General features: G+C 62.2%; 17 protein-coding genes. 8 read left to right on the top strand and 9 right to left on the bottom strand.

Annotated elements, in window-relative coordinates; translation table 11 throughout:
• Positions 1-24 precede the first annotated feature (24 nt).
• Together OP495_RS01840 and thpR are read left to right on the top strand one after the other, a co-directional pair.
• Positions 25-414 carry a RidA family protein gene (locus OP495_RS01840; RefSeq protein WP_280566773.1) on the top strand — a complete coding sequence of 130 codons (390 nt, stop codon included), beginning with the start codon at positions 25-27 and terminating at the stop codon, positions 412-414.
• Positions 407-955, top strand: coding sequence for an RNA 2',3'-cyclic phosphodiesterase (gene thpR / locus OP495_RS01835; RefSeq protein WP_280566772.1), 549 nt, complete (start codon positions 407-409; stop codon positions 953-955). Before OP495_RS01840 ends, thpR begins: the two co-directional genes overlap by 8 nt.
• 2 nt (positions 956-957) lie before the next feature.
• Here the strand turns inward: thpR and OP495_RS01830 are convergent, their stop codons facing one another.
• Positions 958-1,830: an SDR family oxidoreductase gene (locus tag OP495_RS01830; protein ID WP_280566770.1), complete on the bottom strand. Its 873-nt coding sequence runs from the start codon at positions 1,828-1,830 to the stop codon at positions 958-960.
• Between the two features lie 116 nt (positions 1,831-1,946).
• Between OP495_RS01830 and OP495_RS01825 the strand changes: the two genes are divergently transcribed.
• Together OP495_RS01825 and recG are read left to right on the top strand one after the other, a co-directional pair.
• Positions 1,947-2,867, top strand: coding sequence for a hydrogen peroxide-inducible genes activator (locus tag OP495_RS01825; RefSeq protein WP_280562461.1), 921 nt, complete (start codon positions 1,947-1,949; stop codon positions 2,865-2,867).
• An 8-nt stretch (positions 2,868-2,875) separates the two neighbouring features.
• Entirely contained in the window at positions 2,876-4,957 is a 2,082-nt protein-coding gene (recG, locus tag OP495_RS01820) for an ATP-dependent DNA helicase RecG (RefSeq protein ID WP_280566768.1), read from the top strand.
• Between the two features lie 31 nt (positions 4,958-4,988).
• Here recG and OP495_RS01815 read toward each other — a convergent pair whose 3' ends face one another.
• The 5 genes from OP495_RS01815 to OP495_RS01795 form a co-directional block, all read right to left on the bottom strand.
• Positions 4,989-5,423 (bottom strand): XRE family transcriptional regulator, encoded by a 435-nt coding sequence (locus OP495_RS01815; RefSeq protein ID WP_280562459.1) that lies wholly within the window; start codon positions 5,421-5,423, stop codon positions 4,989-4,991.
• A 133-nt stretch (positions 5,424-5,556) separates the two neighbouring features.
• Positions 5,557-7,743 carry a YccS family putative transporter gene (yccS, locus tag OP495_RS01810; protein WP_280566767.1) on the bottom strand — a complete coding sequence of 729 codons (2,187 nt, stop codon included), beginning with the start codon at positions 7,741-7,743 and terminating at the stop codon, positions 5,557-5,559.
• Between the two features lie 109 nt (positions 7,744-7,852).
• Positions 7,853-8,212, bottom strand: a complete 360-nt coding sequence (locus tag OP495_RS01805) for a hypothetical protein (RefSeq protein ID WP_280562457.1) — start codon at positions 8,210-8,212, stop codon at positions 7,853-7,855.
• Between the two features lie 91 nt (positions 8,213-8,303).
• Positions 8,304-8,576, bottom strand: a complete 273-nt coding sequence (locus tag OP495_RS01800; protein ID WP_040240342.1) for an HU family DNA-binding protein — start codon at positions 8,574-8,576, stop codon at positions 8,304-8,306.
• 150 nt (positions 8,577-8,726) lie between these two features.
• Positions 8,727-9,887, bottom strand: coding sequence for an FAD-dependent oxidoreductase (locus OP495_RS01795; RefSeq protein ID WP_280566765.1), 1,161 nt, complete (start codon positions 9,885-9,887; stop codon positions 8,727-8,729).
• A 118-nt stretch (positions 9,888-10,005) separates the two neighbouring features.
• Here OP495_RS01795 and OP495_RS01790 point away from each other — a divergent pair, with 118 nt between their 5' ends.
• The 4 genes from OP495_RS01790 to phoR all read left to right on the top strand — a co-directional run bounded on the left by OP495_RS01790 (position 10,006) and on the right by phoR (position 13,633).
• The gene (locus OP495_RS01790; RefSeq protein ID WP_280566762.1) at positions 10,006-10,554 is read left to right on the top strand and encodes a chorismate lyase; all 549 of its coding nucleotides are present in this window, start codon (positions 10,006-10,008) and stop codon (positions 10,552-10,554) included.
• Between the two features lie 46 nt (positions 10,555-10,600).
• Complete coding sequence (gene ubiA, locus OP495_RS01785; RefSeq protein WP_280566761.1) at positions 10,601-11,494, top strand: 4-hydroxybenzoate octaprenyltransferase; 894 nt, start codon at positions 10,601-10,603, stop codon at positions 11,492-11,494.
• A gap of 124 nt (positions 11,495-11,618) precedes the next feature.
• On the top strand, positions 11,619-12,308 hold the full coding sequence (gene phoB / locus OP495_RS01780; protein ID WP_280562453.1) for a phosphate regulon transcriptional regulator PhoB: 690 nt from the start codon (positions 11,619-11,621) through the stop codon (positions 12,306-12,308).
• 5 nt (positions 12,309-12,313) lie between these two features.
• Complete coding sequence (gene phoR / locus OP495_RS01775) at positions 12,314-13,633, top strand: phosphate regulon sensor histidine kinase PhoR (RefSeq protein WP_280566759.1); 1,320 nt, start codon at positions 12,314-12,316, stop codon at positions 13,631-13,633.
• 29 nt (positions 13,634-13,662) lie between these two features.
• On the opposite strand, the gene fhuF is transcribed toward phoR, so the two are convergent.
• The 3 genes from fhuF to OP495_RS01760 all read right to left on the bottom strand — a co-directional run bounded on the left by fhuF (position 13,663) and on the right by OP495_RS01760 (position 17,887).
• Positions 13,663-14,421 (bottom strand): siderophore-iron reductase FhuF, encoded by a 759-nt coding sequence (fhuF, locus tag OP495_RS01770; protein WP_280566758.1) that lies wholly within the window; start codon positions 14,419-14,421, stop codon positions 13,663-13,665.
• Positions 14,422-14,559: 138 nt separating this feature from the next.
• The gene (locus tag OP495_RS01765; protein WP_280566885.1) at positions 14,560-16,665 is read right to left on the bottom strand and encodes a TonB-dependent siderophore receptor; all 2,106 of its coding nucleotides are present in this window, start codon (positions 16,663-16,665) and stop codon (positions 14,560-14,562) included.
• A gap of 217 nt (positions 16,666-16,882) precedes the next feature.
• Positions 16,883-17,887: an AraC family transcriptional regulator gene (locus OP495_RS01760; protein ID WP_280566755.1), complete on the bottom strand. Its 1,005-nt coding sequence runs from the start codon at positions 17,885-17,887 to the stop codon at positions 16,883-16,885.
• Between the last annotated feature and the right edge of the window lie 35 nt (positions 17,888-17,922).

Raw genomic sequence — 17,922 nt, 5'->3', positions numbered from 1 at the left:
CGCATAATGACAAGGAGCCATGCCATGAGTAACAAAGCCGTCATCAATACCGAGCAGGCGCCGGCCGCCATCGGACCCTACTCGCAGGCCATCAAGGCCGGCAACACGGTATACATATCCGGGCAGATCCCGCTGGACCCCGGTAACATGGAGCTCGTCGCCGAGGATATCGACACCCAGGCGCACCAGGTCTTCACCAATCTGCAGGCCGTCTGCCAGGAAGCTGCCGGCTCGCTACAGGACATCGTCAAGCTCAATATCTACCTGACCGATCTGAGCCACTTTGCCGTGGTCAACCAGATCATGGAAGAGTACTTCCAGGCCCCGTATCCGGCCCGCGCAGCAGTCGGCGTCAGGGAACTGCCCAAAGGCAGCCAGGTGGAAGCCGAAGCCGTCATGGTCCTCGGTGATTGAGAGGCGCACCACGCGGCGTGTGTTCTTCGCCGCCTGGCCCGACGCCGCCCTGCGCGAGCGTCTGGCGTCACTGGCGTCGCGCCTCCAACGCCATTGCGGGGGGCGCACGCCGGCTATCGACAACCTGCATCTAACGCTGGGGTTTCTAGGGAATGTGCCCACGGCGGAGATTGCGGCCCTGCAGATATTGACCGAGCGCCTGACGCTGCCTGCGGGCGAGTGGACGCTCGACCGCTACGGTTATTTCTATAAACCGCGCCTGGCATGGCGCGGCGGGCCGCCGACGCCCACATTGAACCTGTGGCGCGCACGTCTTGGCGAGGCCTTGCAAGCCAGCGGCCGGTCACTGCCAGCTTCACATGACTTCCGACCTCACATCACGCTACTGCGCCACACCAAGAAGGCGCCACCCGCAATGCTCGAGGCGCCCGAATGGAATTGGCCGTTGATGCGACTGACGCTAGTCGAGTCGATTCTCGACGGCACGCGGCCCGTCTATCGGGTGCTGGCCGAGAGTTCTGCGACGCCGGCAAACGAGTAGGTTCAAACGGACTCGGGCGCCTGCCGCTGTGCTTCGATCACCTCGGCGTAGCCCTCACGGAAAGTGGGATACTGAAAGCGATAGCCACTGTCGCGCACGCGTGAGTTGTCACAGCGCTTGCTGGCACGTCGCCGCAACGGTGATTGAATGGTCTCGGTGAGCTCGACCTTGAGCTTGCCAGCCATCCATGTCATCACTTCATGCAAAGGCGTCGGCTCGCAGTCACTGGCCAGATAAAGCGCCTCCACCGGCTTGTCATCGAGGCTCAAGGCGATCAAATGCGCCAGCACACCCGCGCAATCGTCGCGATGGATGCGGTTGGAATACATCGGCGGGTTCGCTGCCGCGACGCGCCCTTCCTTGACCTGGCGAATCAATCGATCGCGCCCCGGGCCGTAGATCCCCGAAAAGCGTACCACGGTGCCAGGCATGGAGTGATCGAGCAGCGCTTGTTCGGCCTCGCGCATCAGCAGCCCCGAGAATCCGGTGGGCGCAGTCTCGGAGGTTTCGTCGACCATTTCGCCCGCTTGCTGGGCATAGACGCTGGTCGAGGAGACGAAAAAAACGCGCTTGGGCGACGTGGCTCGCGTCTCGAGTTCGCCGAGCACGGCCTTGAGCCCCTTGGGATACGCTTCGGCATAGGCGTTTTCGTCGAAGCGCGCAGCGCTTAGGATATAGACGACGGTATCTGCGTCAGGCAAGCGTGCCAGCGCCGCAGTGTCCGTAACGTCCAGTGCCAAGGCCTCGATGCCGGTTTCCGCGAGCGGCGCGACCTGGCGGCGCACGCCGATCACCCGTTGGCCAGCGTCGATCAGCCGCTTACCTAGCTGGATACCAATGTCGCCGCAACCAATAATCAGAGTCGTTTTCTTCACCTTTCCCTAGCCTCTTGGTAAAAGTCCTTGATAAAAAGTCCTTGGCAAAAAGTCCCTTGCATCGAATACCTTAGTGAATCCATCGCGTGCCCAGGAGGCCCGAAAAGGCCCAGACTATGACTCTAACAGAACTTCGTTATATCGTAACCTTGGCTCAAGAGCACCACTTCGGGCGCGCTGCCGAGCGCTGCTACGTTTCCCAGCCCACACTTTCGGTGGCCGTCAAGAAGTTGGAAGACGAGCTGGGCATCGCCTTGTTCGAGCGTTCCAAATCCACCGTACAGGTCACACCGCTAGGCGAGAAGATCGTCGCTCAGGCGCATCGGGTGCTGGAACAAGCTGGCCTCATCAAGGAAATGGCCACCGAAGGCAAGGACCAACTGGCGAGCCCACTGCGCATCGGGGCGATTTACACCATCGGACCTTACCTGTTTCCGCACCTGATTCCCGAGCTGTCGCATCATGCCCCGCAGATGCCACTGTACATCGAAGAGGGTCTGACGGGGGACTTGCGCCGCAAACTGCGCAGCGGTGAACTGGATGCCGTGATCGTCGCCCTGCCGTTCACCGAGCCGGATGTGCTGACCAAGGCGATTTACGAAGAGCCTTTCGAAGTACTGTTACCCGCCGGCCATCCATGGACACGCAAGACCGCTATCGCCAAGGAAGAGCTGCTCCAGGAAAAGCTGCTGCTGTTGGGCGAGGGACACTGTTTTCGTGACCAAATCCTCGAGGCTTGCCCCGCCATCAACAATCAACTCAACAATCCCGGTAACACCTTGATCGCCGAGGGCGGTTCGCTGGAAACCATTCGCCACATGGTGGCCTCGGGACTGGGCATCACGGTGCTACCCAAATCGGCCATCGGCACCGGCCATTATGAATCGGGGCTGCTCGAAAGCCGGCCCTTCGCCAATAGCGTGCCCAGCCGTACGGTGGCCATCGCCTGGCGTGCCAGTTTCCCCAGGCCCAAGGCCATCGATGCCCTGACCCAGGCCATCGAGACGTGCCAACAACAGCGTATCCAGGCGGCATGAGCACTGACATGAAGGCTATGGATGCGCCGGTCAGCGAACTCACCGGCGTGGGCGAAGCGCTGGCCGCCAAGCTCGCCCGGCTGGGCATCGTCAGCATCGCCGATATGCTCTTTCACCTGCCATTGCGCTATCAGGACCGTACGCGTATCACGCCTATTGGCACGCTGCGCGCCGGCACCGAAGCCGTGGTCGAGGGCGATATCGCCGCTGCCGATATCGTCAAAGGACGGCGGCGTAGCCTGTTGGTGCGTCTCAAGGATGATTCGGGTATTCTCAGCCTGCGCTTCTTCCACTTCTCGCCCGCACAGCAACAGCAATTCACGCGTGGCCTGCGCGTGCGTGCCTTCGGCGAAGCCCGCGCCGGCGCTACGGGCCTCGAGATCTATCATCCCGAGTACCGTTTGCTGCATCAGGAAGATGCCCCGGTCGAGGAACACCTGACGCCGATCTACCCCACCACCGAGGGGATGACCCAACCACGCCTGCGCGGCCTGATCCAGCAGGCACTCAAGCAACTCGACGCCGCGCCCGACGCCTTGCCGGACTGGATTCCCGGTGCCCTGGGCCAACGCTTTCGCCTGCCGGGGCTGCTCGAGTCGCTGCGCTACCTCCACGAACCACCCCCCGAGGCGCCGGTGGAACGTCTCGCCGAAGGGCGTCATCCGACCCAGCGACGTCTGGCGCTGGAAGAACTGCTCGCCCATCAGCTCAGCCTGCGACAGGTGCGCCTGCGCATCCAGACCGACAGCGCGCCCGCACTGGGCGGCGGGCGTAGCCTGCAGGCGCGTTTCCTGACCCAGCTGCCATTCTCGCTGACCGGCGCGCAGCGCCGTGTCCTCGACGAGATCGGCCACGATCTGGAGCGCGCCACCCCCATGTTGCGCCTGGTCCAGGGCGACGTCGGCTCCGGCAAGACCGTGGTCGCCGCCATGGCAGCACTGGCGGCCATCGCCGGTGACTGTCAGGCAGCCATCATGGCACCTACCGAGATCCTCGCCGAGCAGCATTATCGTAACTTCCGCGATTGGTTCGCGCCGCTAGGCATCGAGGTCGGCTGGCTGGCGGGCAAGCTCAAGGGCAAGGCACGCCTGGATACCAAGGCGGCCATCGCCGATGGCCGTATCCAGGTCGCGGTGGGCACGCATGCGCTGTTTCAGGACGACGTGCACTTTCAGCGCCTGGGCCTGGCAGTCATCGACGAACAGCACCGCTTCGGCGTTCATCAGCGCCTGGCGCTGCGCCAGAAGGGCGAAGCCGGGGGCCTCACGCCGCATCAGTTGATCATGACCGCCACACCGATTCCGCGCACACTGGCGATGAGCGCTTACGCCGATCTCGACCTGTCGATGATCGACGAGTTACCGCCCGGGCGCACGCCGGTCAAGACGGTGGCAGTCCCCGACGAGCGTCGCCCCGAGGTGGTCGAGCGCATTCGCCGCGCCTGCGCCGAGGGCCATCAGGCTTACTGGGTGTGCACGCTCATCGAGGAATCCGAAGCCTTGACCTGCCAGGCCGCCGAGGCGACTCATGAGCACCTCGGCGAGGCGCTGCCCGACCTGGCCATCGGCCTGGTGCACGGGCGCATGAAAGCGGCGGAAAAAGCCGAGGTAATGGAGACATTCAAGGCAGGTGAGCTGGATCTTCTGATCGCCACTACGGTGATCGAGGTCGGCGTCGACGTGCCCAACGCCAGCTTGATGATCATCGAAAACCCCGAGCGCCTGGGGCTCTCGCAGTTGCATCAGCTACGTGGCCGCGTGGGACGCGGCGCCACCGAGAGCTTCTGCGTGCTGCTGTATCATCCGCCGCTATCACAGCACTCGCGGGAACGCCTGGGCGTGATGCGCGATACTACTGATGGCTTTCGTATCGCCGAGAAGGACCTGGAGCTGCGCGGCCCCGGCGAGGTACTCGGCACTCGCCAGACGGGCCTGGCGCAGATGAAGATCGCCGATCTGGAGCGCGACCGTGACCTACTCGACACCATCAGCCCCCTGGCGCGCGCACTGCTCGACGAGGCGCCGGAGGCCGCCACGCCCTTGATCCGCCGTTGGCTAGGCGAAGACGCCGGGCATTACGGGCAGGTATGAGCCCAGTCGGGCAACACAAGCGCCCCGATCATCATGACGACGCGGGGTCATCCTCGGTCTGACAGGCCTGACGTTCCCACTTGCCTGCCTTGGCCAGCGCCATGATGACCTCGCGGGCAATGGCGCGCTGACTCGGCGGCAAGCCGGCGAAAGCTTCCAGGGTCTCGCGCTCGCGATAACTCAGCGCTTCCCACAGATGATCGCTCTCGTGGACGCGGTGCTGCACCGGTGCACCGAAGCGCAAGGTTGCCGGTGGCACTTTCAGCCAATCGGCGAGAATCACGAGCTTTTCCTGAGTGGGCAGCGTCTCGCCACGCAGCCACCGGCGTACACCGTGCAGCGTCACTGGGCGCCCCGGATTGCGCAGATTGAACTCGCGCTCCAGCACGGCGGGCTTGGGCGCATAGCCGGCCTGTTGCATGGCCTCGCGCAGGCGTTGGGCAAATTGGGTCTTGGCATCTTCCATGCGTGCACAGTAAGACGTCTCGCCCCCAAGCGACGTAACCACCTCGTTGCTTTTTTGAAGATCGAACAACACTATCGGTCACGTTTCGTGACGTCGATTATCCCCAGATAGCAGTGACTTACCTGCGACGCCGTCATTCACGCGAGGCCTGGGTCGACAAACGCCCCGCCGCCTCGCTCAACGTGACGAGTTGGCGACTGATCAACGCCAGCTGGCTTTGCAGCAAGCGACGTTCATCACACGTTTCTTCAGCGGCGGACGCCTCCAGCAAGCCGGCATGCCGCGTCAGGATGTCCTGGTACGGTTCGACCGTTTCGCCCGCAGCGAGCTGGCGTGCCACGCGCGCCAATGTCTCGGCCACATCATCGGCCGCTGCCGTCACCTCAGTGTTGTCGTCGCACGCAGCGCCGGCTGCCCCGCGATGGGCGCCCAGTGCCGAGAGATAGCTCAACAGGGTGTGCGAATGCACCAGAAAACGCAGCCCGATATCAGCGTCCTTGCGAAAATGTCCCGGCTCCAGCAGTACGTTGCCCAGCGTCGTGGAAAGCGCCGCATCGGCGTTATGGGCATTGCGCCGTGCCAACCGATAGGCTAGATCATCGCGCTTGCCACGCGCGTACTGGTCGAGGATCGCGCGCAGATAGGCCGCACTGGCTTCGAGTGTCGCTGCCGCCTGGCGGTGCAGCCCGCGCCCTTGCCAATCGGGCAGGATCACCAGCACCGCCAGACCCGCGATGGCGGCGCCCAGCAGGGTATCGAACAGACGCGGCCAGATCAGCACGAAGCCATCGCCGACCTGATTGAAGCAGCACAGCACCATCAGCGTGATGGCGGCCGTCGCGAGCGTGTAGTGATGCGCACGAGTGGCGAAAAAAGCAACGCCGGCGGCCACCGCGATCAATGCCTGGATAGGCTCGGTGGGAAACAGCGTGATCAGCGCCCAACCGGCGACCAGCCCCAGCACCGTGCCCTGGATACGCTGGCGCAGGAAACGCCGCGTGGCGCCGAAATTGGGCCGGCACACGAACACGCTGGTGAGCAGGATCCAGTACCCCTGGGTGGGATGAATCCAGTGCAGCAAGCCATAGCCCACCACCAGCGTCACACTCAAGCGTAGCGCATGGCGAAACACCGGTGACGCCAGGCTGACATGTGCCTGGAGACGTTCGGCGACGTCGCGCAGCCCGCGGGGCGAGCGGTCGAACAGACTGCTGTCCTCGTGATCGGCTCGCGCATCGGGATTGTCGGCACCGGCCAGCTTGTCTTCCAGCGTGGCGAGGTTATCGGCCAAGGCCGACAGCGAGCTCAGCAGGTCACGCCATTCGTCGCGTCCCTGGGCATGCAGGTTGTTCAGGGATGCGTTGAAATCTTCCAGCGCCTGGGCACTGGGACCGTGATCGAAGGGGCGGTCGAGAAGCAACGCACGACTCAAGGCCTTGCAGGCACGCCCTTGCTGATCGAGCAGACGCTGGGCGCGAAAGAGGATATCGTGATGGAAGAATGCCTCGGCCAGTTCCCCATACGGATAATGCGAGGAACTCGCCCGCTCGTGGATGTCCTGCGCGATAAAGTAAAGCCGCAGGTAGCGATTGAGTTTGCGCCCCCCTCGCTGGCCTTCGAGGCGTCGGAAGATCATTTCCTTGCTCTGGTTGAGCGCCGCCACCACGCGGCCATTCTGCTGGGCCAGCGCCAGGCGCTGCTGCTCGATATCCAGCCCTCTCAGCGGCTCGAAAAGCGCCGACTTGAGGCGCAAGTAAACGCCCAGCTCGCGAAAGACGTGCGCCAGGCTCAACCTGAGTGGATGGCGCGAAAACAAGGCGCACCACACCACCGAGATCGCCCCGTACCAGGCCGCACCCGAGACCAGCAACAACGGCTCGCGCCACAGCTCGCCCAGCGCCACACCGCCATGCTGCTCGAGACTGATCATGGTGTAGATGGCGAGAATCAGGGTCGCGGTGGCGATGGTCGCATAGCGCTGTCCCACGGCACCAAGCATGGTCATGCCGAAACTCGACACCCCAAGGCCCACTGCAAAGATCGTGGGATGCGCAAACGTCAGCTCCACCGACACTGCGGCGACGGCGAAACACACCAAGGTCACCAACAACGCCTGCAGACGCCCCTGCCAGGTATCGTCGGTCTCCGCCAGGGCACTGGCGATGATGCCCAGGAACAGCGGGATCAACTTGCCCATGTCGTCGAGATACCAGCACAGCGCCATGACGCCGGCCAGAGCGATGAACACACGCAAGCTGTAAGCAAAGGACTCGAGAGTCCAGAGGCGTCTGAGCGGTTGAGTCAACGACGTCGGCAGCATATCTCTCGGTCGGACGATAACAAGCCAGGAAGTCGTACAATGCACGACACTACGACATTAGTATAACGAACCCGACCGAGCCAGGGCGACTTACATCGTGTGGCGGATACTAGCGCAAGTGCTTGAGCAATCCCTGTAGCCGATCCAGGTCGCGCGAATCACCGACCAGACGCAAACGACCGCTTTGCAAACCGTCAAAGAACGCACGCGCGGTGGGGCGCTTGAGAAACGCCACGCCGGCACGGGCATCGCGAAAGCGCAATTCCAGATCAAGATCGATAGGTAAGCTCGGCGCGTCCTCAATGGCCTCGGGGCGCATGCGGTAATGGCGCGCGAGGCTGAGATCCTCGGTGGCGACGCCCCAATCGAAGCGCTGCATGTCCGAGAGCCTTTGCTGAAAACGCGGATTGCGACGTCGAGCACGCTTGAGCATGACACCCAACAGCCACAGCATCAGACGCAGTTTCATGCACGCCTCGCCACTTGGAAAAAGAAGGGAAAGGAGAAGCAATTGCACGGAGCGCCGGTGGATAGATGGCCCGAACACTCCGTGCCATCACTCACTTCACGGCGTCCTTGAGCGCCTTACCGGGCTTGAACGCCACGGTCTTGCTCGCCGGAATGGTCAGCGGCTTGCCCGTCTGCGGATTCTTGCCGGTGCGCGCGGCACGCTCGCGTACGGTGAAGGCACCGAACCCGATCAGCGAGACATCCTGGCCCTTGGAGACGGTACCTGTGATCTCATCGAGAATGACATTAAGGACCTGACTGGCCTTGTCCTTGGAAAGATCAGCACGATCAGCGATCGCCGCAGCGAGTTCTGGCTTGCGCATAAAGCCCTCCTGGTTTGGCAACGAATGCGACATCTCTTTGATATCGCTTGTTGTTTTTCAATGAGCGAAACGAGCACCACGCCATCGGCGCAGCGCTGACACTACCCACCTGATGCGCCATACCGGTACCCACCAGCATGACGACCTAAGCTAGGGTAGCAACGGCGGGGCGATCCGCGCCAGCTCGACTTTCCGACGTACGCAAGCCCCTGTCAATGCAAACCCCAGCAAATGGCCGTTTTCATCCTCGGCGAGCGCACTGAGATCGTCACCCTCGCCCTCGATCCGCCAACGTGCCGGTGCTTGGCGCGGCGGTAGTGACACCACCGGGCACGACGGGGTCTTGACCAATACCGGCCAGGCGCCGTAAGCGACCGGCGTCGACGTCCCGGTCAGGGTCGCCGCCAGCGCCTTGGCGCTGGCCTGCAGCGGTTGCACGTACATGGCGTTGAGCCCCGCCACACAGGCGCAATCACCCAATGCATGGATGCCCGGCTGCGCGCTCGCCAGGTAACGATCCGTCTGGATACCGGACTCGGAAACGGCGAGCCCGGCGGTATCGGCCAGCGCGGTACGCGGCGAGAGGCCGGTGGCAATCAACACCAGATCGGCGGACAACACCTCGCCATCGTCGAGCACCAGCGAGACTGCCTCGTCATCACGATGGAGCTGTGCGAGGCTACGTCCCAGGCGCAGGTCGGCGCCCGCCTTGCCCAGAGCGGTCCCCAGCACCTGGCCCAGCGGCAGCGGCAGAAGACGCGTCAGCGGCGTTTGTTCAGGGGCGACCAGTGCCACGCGATGGCCCCCGGCAAGCAGATCGTCGGCGAACTCGCAGCCCACCAGTCCGGCGCCGACGATCGCCACGCGCGCAGTGCCGCCATGGCGCGACAAGACGGCATGAAAACGCCGATAGTCGTCGAGATCGTTGATGGTGAAGACGCGATCGCGCACGTCGTACGCCACCGTGAAGGGCACGCTGGGCGCTGCCCCGGTGGCCAAGACCAGTTCGCCGTAGGGCAGGCGTTCCGCACCGATAGCCAGCGTCTGCGATCGCGGGTCGATGGTATCGACCCGCGTGTGCGTACGCATGGTCAGCTGAAGCGCATCGGCCACCTCGAGGGGGGAGCGCATCACCAAACGCTCAGGGTGCATTCCCTTGGCAAAGCCCGTGGACAAAAGCGGTTTCGAATAGTCAGAGCCGCTATCGGCAGTGATCAGAGTGATGGCGCGCCGGGCATCGCGAGCACGTACCTGCCGGGCCAGTCCCAGACCGGCCATGCCGCTGCCGACGATGATCAAAGGGTCGCTCATTGGCGCCTCTTGCTACGCATGAAGAAGGGTGACGACGCGGCGATACGACAGCGCGGACGCTGCAATAACGCATCGTACACGCATGATACACTAATGTACTTTGAGCCTGATCTTACGCATGACACACAACCGTTTCAGCGCTAGCCCACACTGGCTGCCGGCCGCCGCCCAGCGCCCCCGCATGAGCCCCGCTTGGTGGCGTTGGGTAGCTTCGCGCGACTCGCTGACCGCACGCCTGCGCGCTGCCAGCACACAGCCCTTCGGAGTACGGCTGCTCGCTCAGGGAATCAGCCGCCCCCGGCGCGACGAAGCCCGGGCGCTGGGGCTCGACCCCCGAGCCCGTATCTGGCGGCGCGAGGTCATGCTGATGCTGGGCGAAACACCGTGGGTCGCGGCACGTTCGGTGGCCCCGCTAACGTCGCTCCACGGCGTGCGGCTGCAGTCGCTGGGAACACGTTCGCTGGGCAGCTGGTTGTTTCGCCAACCCGGCCTGGAACGCGGCCCTATCGAGATCATTCGGTCGCCGACTCCCACGCTCGTCACGGCACACGGTCGCGCCGCGCCCTGGGGACGGCGCTCCGTCCTGCGCTTGGGGCGTACATCGATTCTCGTCCAGGAGTTCTTTCTCGACGCCATGGACGCTGACCTCGCGTTGTCATCGCGCTAAGCTGACCATTCACGTTTTCACAGGCACGTTTCCATAGGAGAGCCCGATGTCCGCCGATTCATCCGACGCCGCGCGCCCCACCGGCCTGGCCCGCGTGCCGGATTTCCTGCGCCTGACGCGTCTGGACCGCCCCATCGGCACCTGGCTTCTGATGTGGCCGACGCTGTGGGCGCTATGGCTGGCGGCCGAGGGCGTACCCGAGCGCGGCACGCTGCTGATCTTCGTTATCGGCGTGTACGTGATGCGTGCCGCCGGTTGCGTGGTCAACGATTACGCCGACCGACATTTCGATGGCCACGTCAAGCGTACGCGTGACCGGCCATTGGCCACCGGGCGCATCTCCGAGAAGGAAGCCAAGGCCACCTTCACGATACTGGTGGTGATTGCCTTCGGCCTGGTCTGCCTGACCAATCTGCCCACCGTGCTGCTGTCATTCGCGGCGCTGGCGCTGGCGGCCACCTATCCGTTCATGAAGCGCTATACGCATTTCCCGCAGGTAGTGCTGGGGGCGGCCTTCTCGTGGGGTATTCCCATGGCATTCATGGCCATTCAGCACCAGGTACCGCTCGAGGCGTGGTTACTGCTGGCCGCCAACATCGCCTGGACGGTGGCCTACGACACCGAATACGCCATCGTCGACCGCGACGACGACCTCAGGGTAGGGATCAAATCCACGGCGGTCCTGTTCGGCCGCGCCGACCGGTTGATCATCGGGTTGTTGCAGGCCCTGACCGTGGTGCTGCTCGCCTGGATCGGCCTACATCTGGCGCTTGGCGGGTTCTTCTGGCTGGGGCTGGCCGCCATGGTGGCGATTTTCGTCTACCAGCACTACTTGATTCGTTATCGTGAGCGCGACCCTTGCTTCCGCGCCTTCCTCAACAATCATTGGGCCGGGCTGGTGACCTTCGCGGGCATCGCCCTGGCGTTATGGCCTATATGACGCTATGAACTATAGGTAAAGAGCGCGATTGTCACGAAAATGTCACATTAGCGCGTTGTAATCGTCATGCCGATGTCATTCATGAGTGATTCGTTTCATCGCGATCCGCAAGAGGCCCACGCCCATGACCGCCAAGACAGTGCTCATCGTCGATGACGAGGCGTCCATCCGCGAAATGATCGCGGTGGCGCTGGAAATGGCCGACTACCGCGTGCTGGAAGCCGACAACGCCCAGGCGGCGCACGCCATGGTGGTCGACGATCAACCCGACCTGCTGCTGCTGGACTGGATGATGCCTGGCACCAGCGGCATCGAACTGGCGCGACGTCTCAAGCGCGATACCACCACCGCCGAGCTGCCGATCATCCTGCTCACCGCCAAGAGCGAGGAAGACAACAAGATTCAGGGATTGGAAGCCGGCGCCGATGATTACATCACCAAGCCGTTCTCGCCGCGGGAACTGGTGGCACGCCTCAAGGCCGTGCTGCGACGTACCACGCCCACCGGGGTCGAGGACACGGTGGAAATCGACGGCTTGCGTCTCGATCCCGTCAGCCACCGGGTCAGCGCCAACGGCGAGGCGCTGGACGTGGGTCCCATCGAGTATCGGCTCCTGCAGTTCTTCATGACGCATCAGGAACGCGCCTACACCCGCAGCCAGTTGCTCGACCAGGTCTGGGGTGGCAATGTCTACGTCGAAGAGCGCACCGTCGACGTGCATATTCGCCGCCTGCGCAAGGTGCTCGGCGATGACCACCAACACCTCATCCAGACGGTACGCGGCACCGGTTATCGCTTCTCCACCAAGGAGTAGCGCACGTGTACTATTGGACCAATGAACTGTGGCGTCTGGCGTACCTCGTCATCGGTCTCGGTGTCCTCGGGGGGCTCTTCGGCGAACCCGGCTGGGGGCTGGCCGCCGGTCTGGGCCTCTACGTCTACCTGCATCTTCGCCATTTGCGTGCCCTGTATGTCTGGCTGACCCAACATCCACATGACACGCCACCGGTTGGCGCCGGGGTCTGGGGCGACCTGTTCGATCGCCTCTACAAGTATCAGAAGATCCAGCGTCAATCGCAGGCTCGCCTGCGCGATATCATCCGCCGCGTACAAGACTCCTGCGAGGCAATGCGCGATGCCGTGGTCATGCTCGACCATCACGGCGACCTAGAGTGGTGGAACAGTGCCGCGGCCCAGATGCTCGGCTTTCAAACGCCCCATGATCGCGGCCAGCACATCACCAACTTCCTGCGCGACCCGCGCTTCGTGGCCTATTTCAATGCCCGCGATTACCGCGAACCGCTGACTTTGGCCTCGCCGATACGCGATGATGTGACGCTGCAGTACCAGGTCACGCTGTTCGGCGACGACGAGCGCTTGGTCATGGCGCGTGACATCTCGCAACTGCATCGCCTCGAGCAAATGCGACGCGACTTCGTGGCCAATGTGTCGCATGAGCTGCGCACCCCGCTCACCGTGTTGACCGGTTATCTCGAGACTTATCTCGATCAGGCCGATCAACTACCATCGCGCTGGCAGCGCGGCCTCGGCCAGATGCAGGAACAGACCCAGCGTATGCAGAACCTGGTCGAGGACCTACTGCTGTTGTCGAAGCTGGAAACCGACGAGACCCGCGACGATCCGGCCCCGCTGGACATGGCCACGCTGCTGGAAAACATTCGCGATGACGCTGCCAACCTCTGCGCGGGCAGTCATGAGATAGCCCTGGACATCCACACCGACCATTGCCTGCTGGGTGACGAAGGCGAGATGCGCAGCGCCGTTTCCAACCTGGTCTTCAATGCCGTGCGTTACACACCGCCGGGGAGCACTGTCACGCTGCGCTGGAAGGCCTGGAAGGAGGGTGCTGCGGTAGAGGTCGAAGATGACGGCGACGGTATCGACCCGGTACACCTGCCACGCCTCACCGAACGCTTCTATCGCGTCGACAAGGGGCGCAGCGCCGCCAACGGCGGCACCGGCCTGGGGCTGGCCATCGTCAAGCATGTCCTACTGCGCCACGACGCGCATCTCGACATCGACAGCCACCCCGGCCAAGGCGCGCTTTTCCGCTGTGTCTTCCCCGCCACGCGCGTGCGCACCGCCCCCAAAGAACGGCGTGCCGTGGGTAGCGACTAACGTTGCCAGAAAAACACCTGCTCTACATATCAGCCGTTGGCCACGCGTCGTGGCGGTTGGGTTTCAGTCTTTTCGCGACATGCCAACGGGCAGTTGCCGCAGTAGCCGAGTCCGGGGAGAAGATAGCGAATGCAGCAGACACGCCGGATGGACTCGATGTCACCTTCACTGCTTTCAGAATAGCGAATGGGGCGAAACAGCGGATTGCGCTTACCATCGGCCAATTCCCGCAGAGTCATCAGACGCCCGCCCGTATCGGCCCGCGCCTGGCCACCGGGCAAGGTGTAGAGCTGGGAGATGAGGTAGTCATAGTAGTGGCCGAGATTGCCCCATAGTGCGCGGGGCGCGATACCGGTGTGCTCGGCCATGCAGGCAATCGCCGGCCCCCAGGTGTCGCGTATCATGGGAAGAAAGCGCGTTTCGGCCTGAGTGGCGACGAGCGGTGTGCCGGTGTCTTCGACGACCAGTGCCTCGATGAGCATATCCTCGCCGAGTACCAAGCCCAGACGCGATAGCTCGAGCGGTAATTGTCGCTCCGCCAGCAGGTTGTGCGCCGCTCCCAGATAGGTAGTGAGCGCCAGGAAATACTTCGACCACAGCGAGATCACGGCGCGAGAATCGCCATGCTGATGCTCGGCGCCATAACGCTTGAGGATCTGTGTCATCCCGGGCTCGGAGAATACATCTCGCGCCGCCCAGGTCGTCGCTGGCGCCTGGTCCCAGGTGACCAGCTTGCGATCCATCCCTTTCAAGGGACCGGCATAAAACCGATCAAGCAGCACTGACATCGAAAGCTTTCCTGTGGCGAGGCCAAGTGGAAGGCGTGGGCCAGATACCCACGCCAGAAAGCGTAAATGAAAACCACTCGCGATTCAATCGTGCCAAGGTCTTGTCTGCAAAGTCGTCGAGCGATGGCTAGGCAGGGGCTAGAAGTCGTAGGTCAGGCTCGCACGTACATTCCGCTCCGCTCCAAAATAGCAGTGCTGAAGCGAATTGCATGAGGCCACGTACTCCTTGTCGAAGACGTTGCCCACATTGAGCTGCACCTGCATGCCCGGCATCCCCATCTGGCTCATGTCATAGCCCAGCATGGCATCGACCAGCGTGTAATCGGGAACTTGCTCGGTGTTGGCACGATTCGCTTGGATATCAGCGTAATAGCGCACCCCGAGGCCGGCATCCAGACCTGCGAGCGTATCGCCTTGGAAGGCATAATGGCCCCACAGGCTAGCCTGGTGACGCGGGGCGTAGATGGCGTGACTGCCTTCTTCGCTATCCACATCGCTCTTGGTGTAGGTAATGTCGGTGTAGCTATAGGCGGCCTGCAAACGCAGTCCCTCGGTTAATTGCGTGCGGGCTTCCAACTCCAGGCCTTGCGACTCGATCTCGCCGATGGAGCGATAAGGGTCGGTGGGTTGCTCCTTGGTGGCGACGTTTTCCTGCGTGATGCGGAACAGCGAGAGGCTATAGCGATCCTGAGTGCCCGGCGGCTGGAACTTGAGGCCGGTTTCCCACTGTTCACCTTCCATCGGCTCCAGTAGATCGCCTTGGGCATCGACAAAACTGGTCGGCGTGAAGGCCGTATTGTAGCTGACATAGGGCGCGACACCATTGTCGAATAGATAGAGTGCGCCGGCCCGGCCACTGAACTGGGTATCGTCTAGCTTGCTTTCGCTGTCGTTTAGATTATCGGTGTTCTTGATTTCGACCCAGTCGTAGCGGCCGCCTAGCGTGAGATGCCAGCGATCGAAGGCCATCTGGTCTTGCAGGTAAACCCCCGTCTGGGTCAACTCATGGCGCTCATCGTTGGTCGTGGTTATATCACCCACGACATCTGCACCATATTGCGGATCGAACGGATTTATATTGGGAAAAGCGCCCGACTTATAAACAACGTCATTCTCGCGATTCTGATAATCAAGCCCCATCAACACAGTATGGTCGATGAAGCCACTGTGGAGCTTGGCTTCTACCTGGTTATCAATGGTCCAGGCCTCGAGCGACTCTTCGGCACCAAAATAAGAGCGCTTGAGTTCATTGCTATTCCCGTCGACCCAGACATTCTGCCCTATCAAGTTGTTTGAACCGTCATAAAGGTATTCGGCTTGTTGGGCGACTTGATCCATATCGACATCGGCGTTCAGATAGCGCACCTTCTGGCGCGCGGTCCAGGCATCGTTGAAACGGTGCTCGAGGCTGTAACCGAACATACGCTGGGTCCGCTCGAACTTGTCGTAATCCTCCTCGCCATCGAAGAAGTTATTGCTGATCTTCTGGCCATTGTGGCTTTTCACCGCCCCCTCGTAAGGTACGCCGGAATGATAGCCGCCTTCCGGATCCTTTTGCAGATAGGCCATGAACGACAGGGTCGTATCGTCGGTGACATCCCAGGTCATCGAGGGTGCGATGGCGTAGCGCTCTTCCTCGACCGAGTCGAACTGGGTATCCGCACCACTTGCCAAGCCCACCACGCGATAGGCGGCACGTCGCTCATCATCCAGCGGCCCCGTGACATCGAACGCCACGCTGCGCTGGCTATTGTTGCCCACGCCAAAGCGCAGCTGCCGATGTGTCTCGAATTGCGGTTGCTTGCTGGTCAGCGCCACCAGGCCCCCGGGAGACGAGCGCCCGTAAAGCACCGAGGCCGGCCCCTTGACGATTTCAGCACTCTCCAGGAAGTAAGGATCGATCACCATCGAGCTGTAGCCATTAGTGTCCCCCATCACCTTCAGACCATCGAGGTAGGTATTGCTGAGACTTCCATCAGAGAAGCCCCGCATGACGAGATAATCGTAACGGTTCGATGCGCCCACTTGGTTGGAGTATACCCCTGGCGTGTATTTCACGGCATCGCCAAGTGTGCGGGTGTCGCGTTCATCCATCTCCTCGCGATCGATGTTGGAAACGGACTGCGGCGTTTCGATGATCGGCGTCTGCGTCTTGGTGGCAGCCTCGCCCGACACTGTCACCGTGGACAGATCCACGGCCTCGCCGTCATCGCTTTCGGATTGCGCCCATGTTGTCGTGGGCATGAACAATACGCCCGCCAGGCACGCGCAGAAAAACCAGTGGGGATGCAATGTGCGACTCATGAAAACGGCTCCTCGCTCTCGTCCTCGGGTCGCGGTCGACCCGTTTCTTATGGAGAGTGAGAATTATTAACTTTTAAGAGTCGTTCTGCTTATGATCAATGCCGAAAAATCTATGCGCGACGCTGCAAGCGACCTCGCGGAGGAACTTCTATCATCATTAAGGCGTAATCACGACCCCAGCCGGGGGTAGACGCTGGTGTAACGCACGCGGCGATAGACCGTAGCGCTGCTTGAAGGCAGTGGCGAAGTTGCTGGCATGCCGATACCCCACCCGTGTCGCCACGTACTGCACGCTATAGCCTTCCCGGAGCAGCGCATGGGCCATCTCGAGGCGACGTTGACGCAAACATTCGAAGACCGACTGGCCATACGCCTGGCGAAACTTGTCACGCAATGCGCTGGGACTCATGCAGGCCAGCTGCGCCAAGGACTCGATGCTATGCGACGCCTCAGGGTGTTCATGCAGGCATTCACGCACACGTGCCAAATGGTGGCGGTCACGCCTCCCCAGGCGGCGATCCTGCTGAGGAGAGGTTCCCCGGGCCGCCAAACCGTGAGCCATCAATTGCAGCGCCAGACCCTCACCGAGCAAGGCATGCTGCTGTGCTTCCTCCGGTGGTGCATTCAGCCAATCCTCGAGCGACAACCAGACGCCTTCGGGCAAGGACAAGCGCCACGCCCCACTGGTGGTGTTGTCGAGCAATTCGACCAGTAGCGCAGCCAAGTGCGTGTGCGACGTACGTGCGGCATCCAGCAAGGTGAGATTGATCGCACGCAGGTGCTGCCCACCGGCATGACGCGCACTCAACGTCTGATGTCCGGCGTGCGTGAGCATTAGCGCTTCACGCGGTGCCAGAGCGAAATACTGCTCACCGTGCGACAGTTCCGCGCTGCCCTCGAGCATGACGATGATCGACACATGCGCAGGCGCGTCGGCCAAGGCATGCGTTTCGTAGGTATGGTGGATCGTGAGACGCGAACCGACGAGACTGACACCCACGGCAGGACGACATTCATCGACCCAGCCCTCGGCCACCGGAGTGAACGCGGCGTCGGTGCGGTTCAAGGAGGGGAAGCGGTGATACAAACGATAACGGCGCTCGAAAGCGCCGAAATCTGCCATGGTCAGGCATTGGGCCGGTACTGAGACATCGTTCGTCATGCCTATTGCCGGGCCCATGACATACTCCCGATAGG

This window comes from Chromohalobacter sp. 296-RDG (assembly GCF_029889885.1).
Lineage (GTDB): Bacteria > Pseudomonadota > Gammaproteobacteria > Pseudomonadales > Halomonadaceae > Chromohalobacter.
The sequence above is the reverse complement of the archived record's forward strand: the minus strand, read 5'-3'. Positions and strand labels throughout refer to the sequence as shown.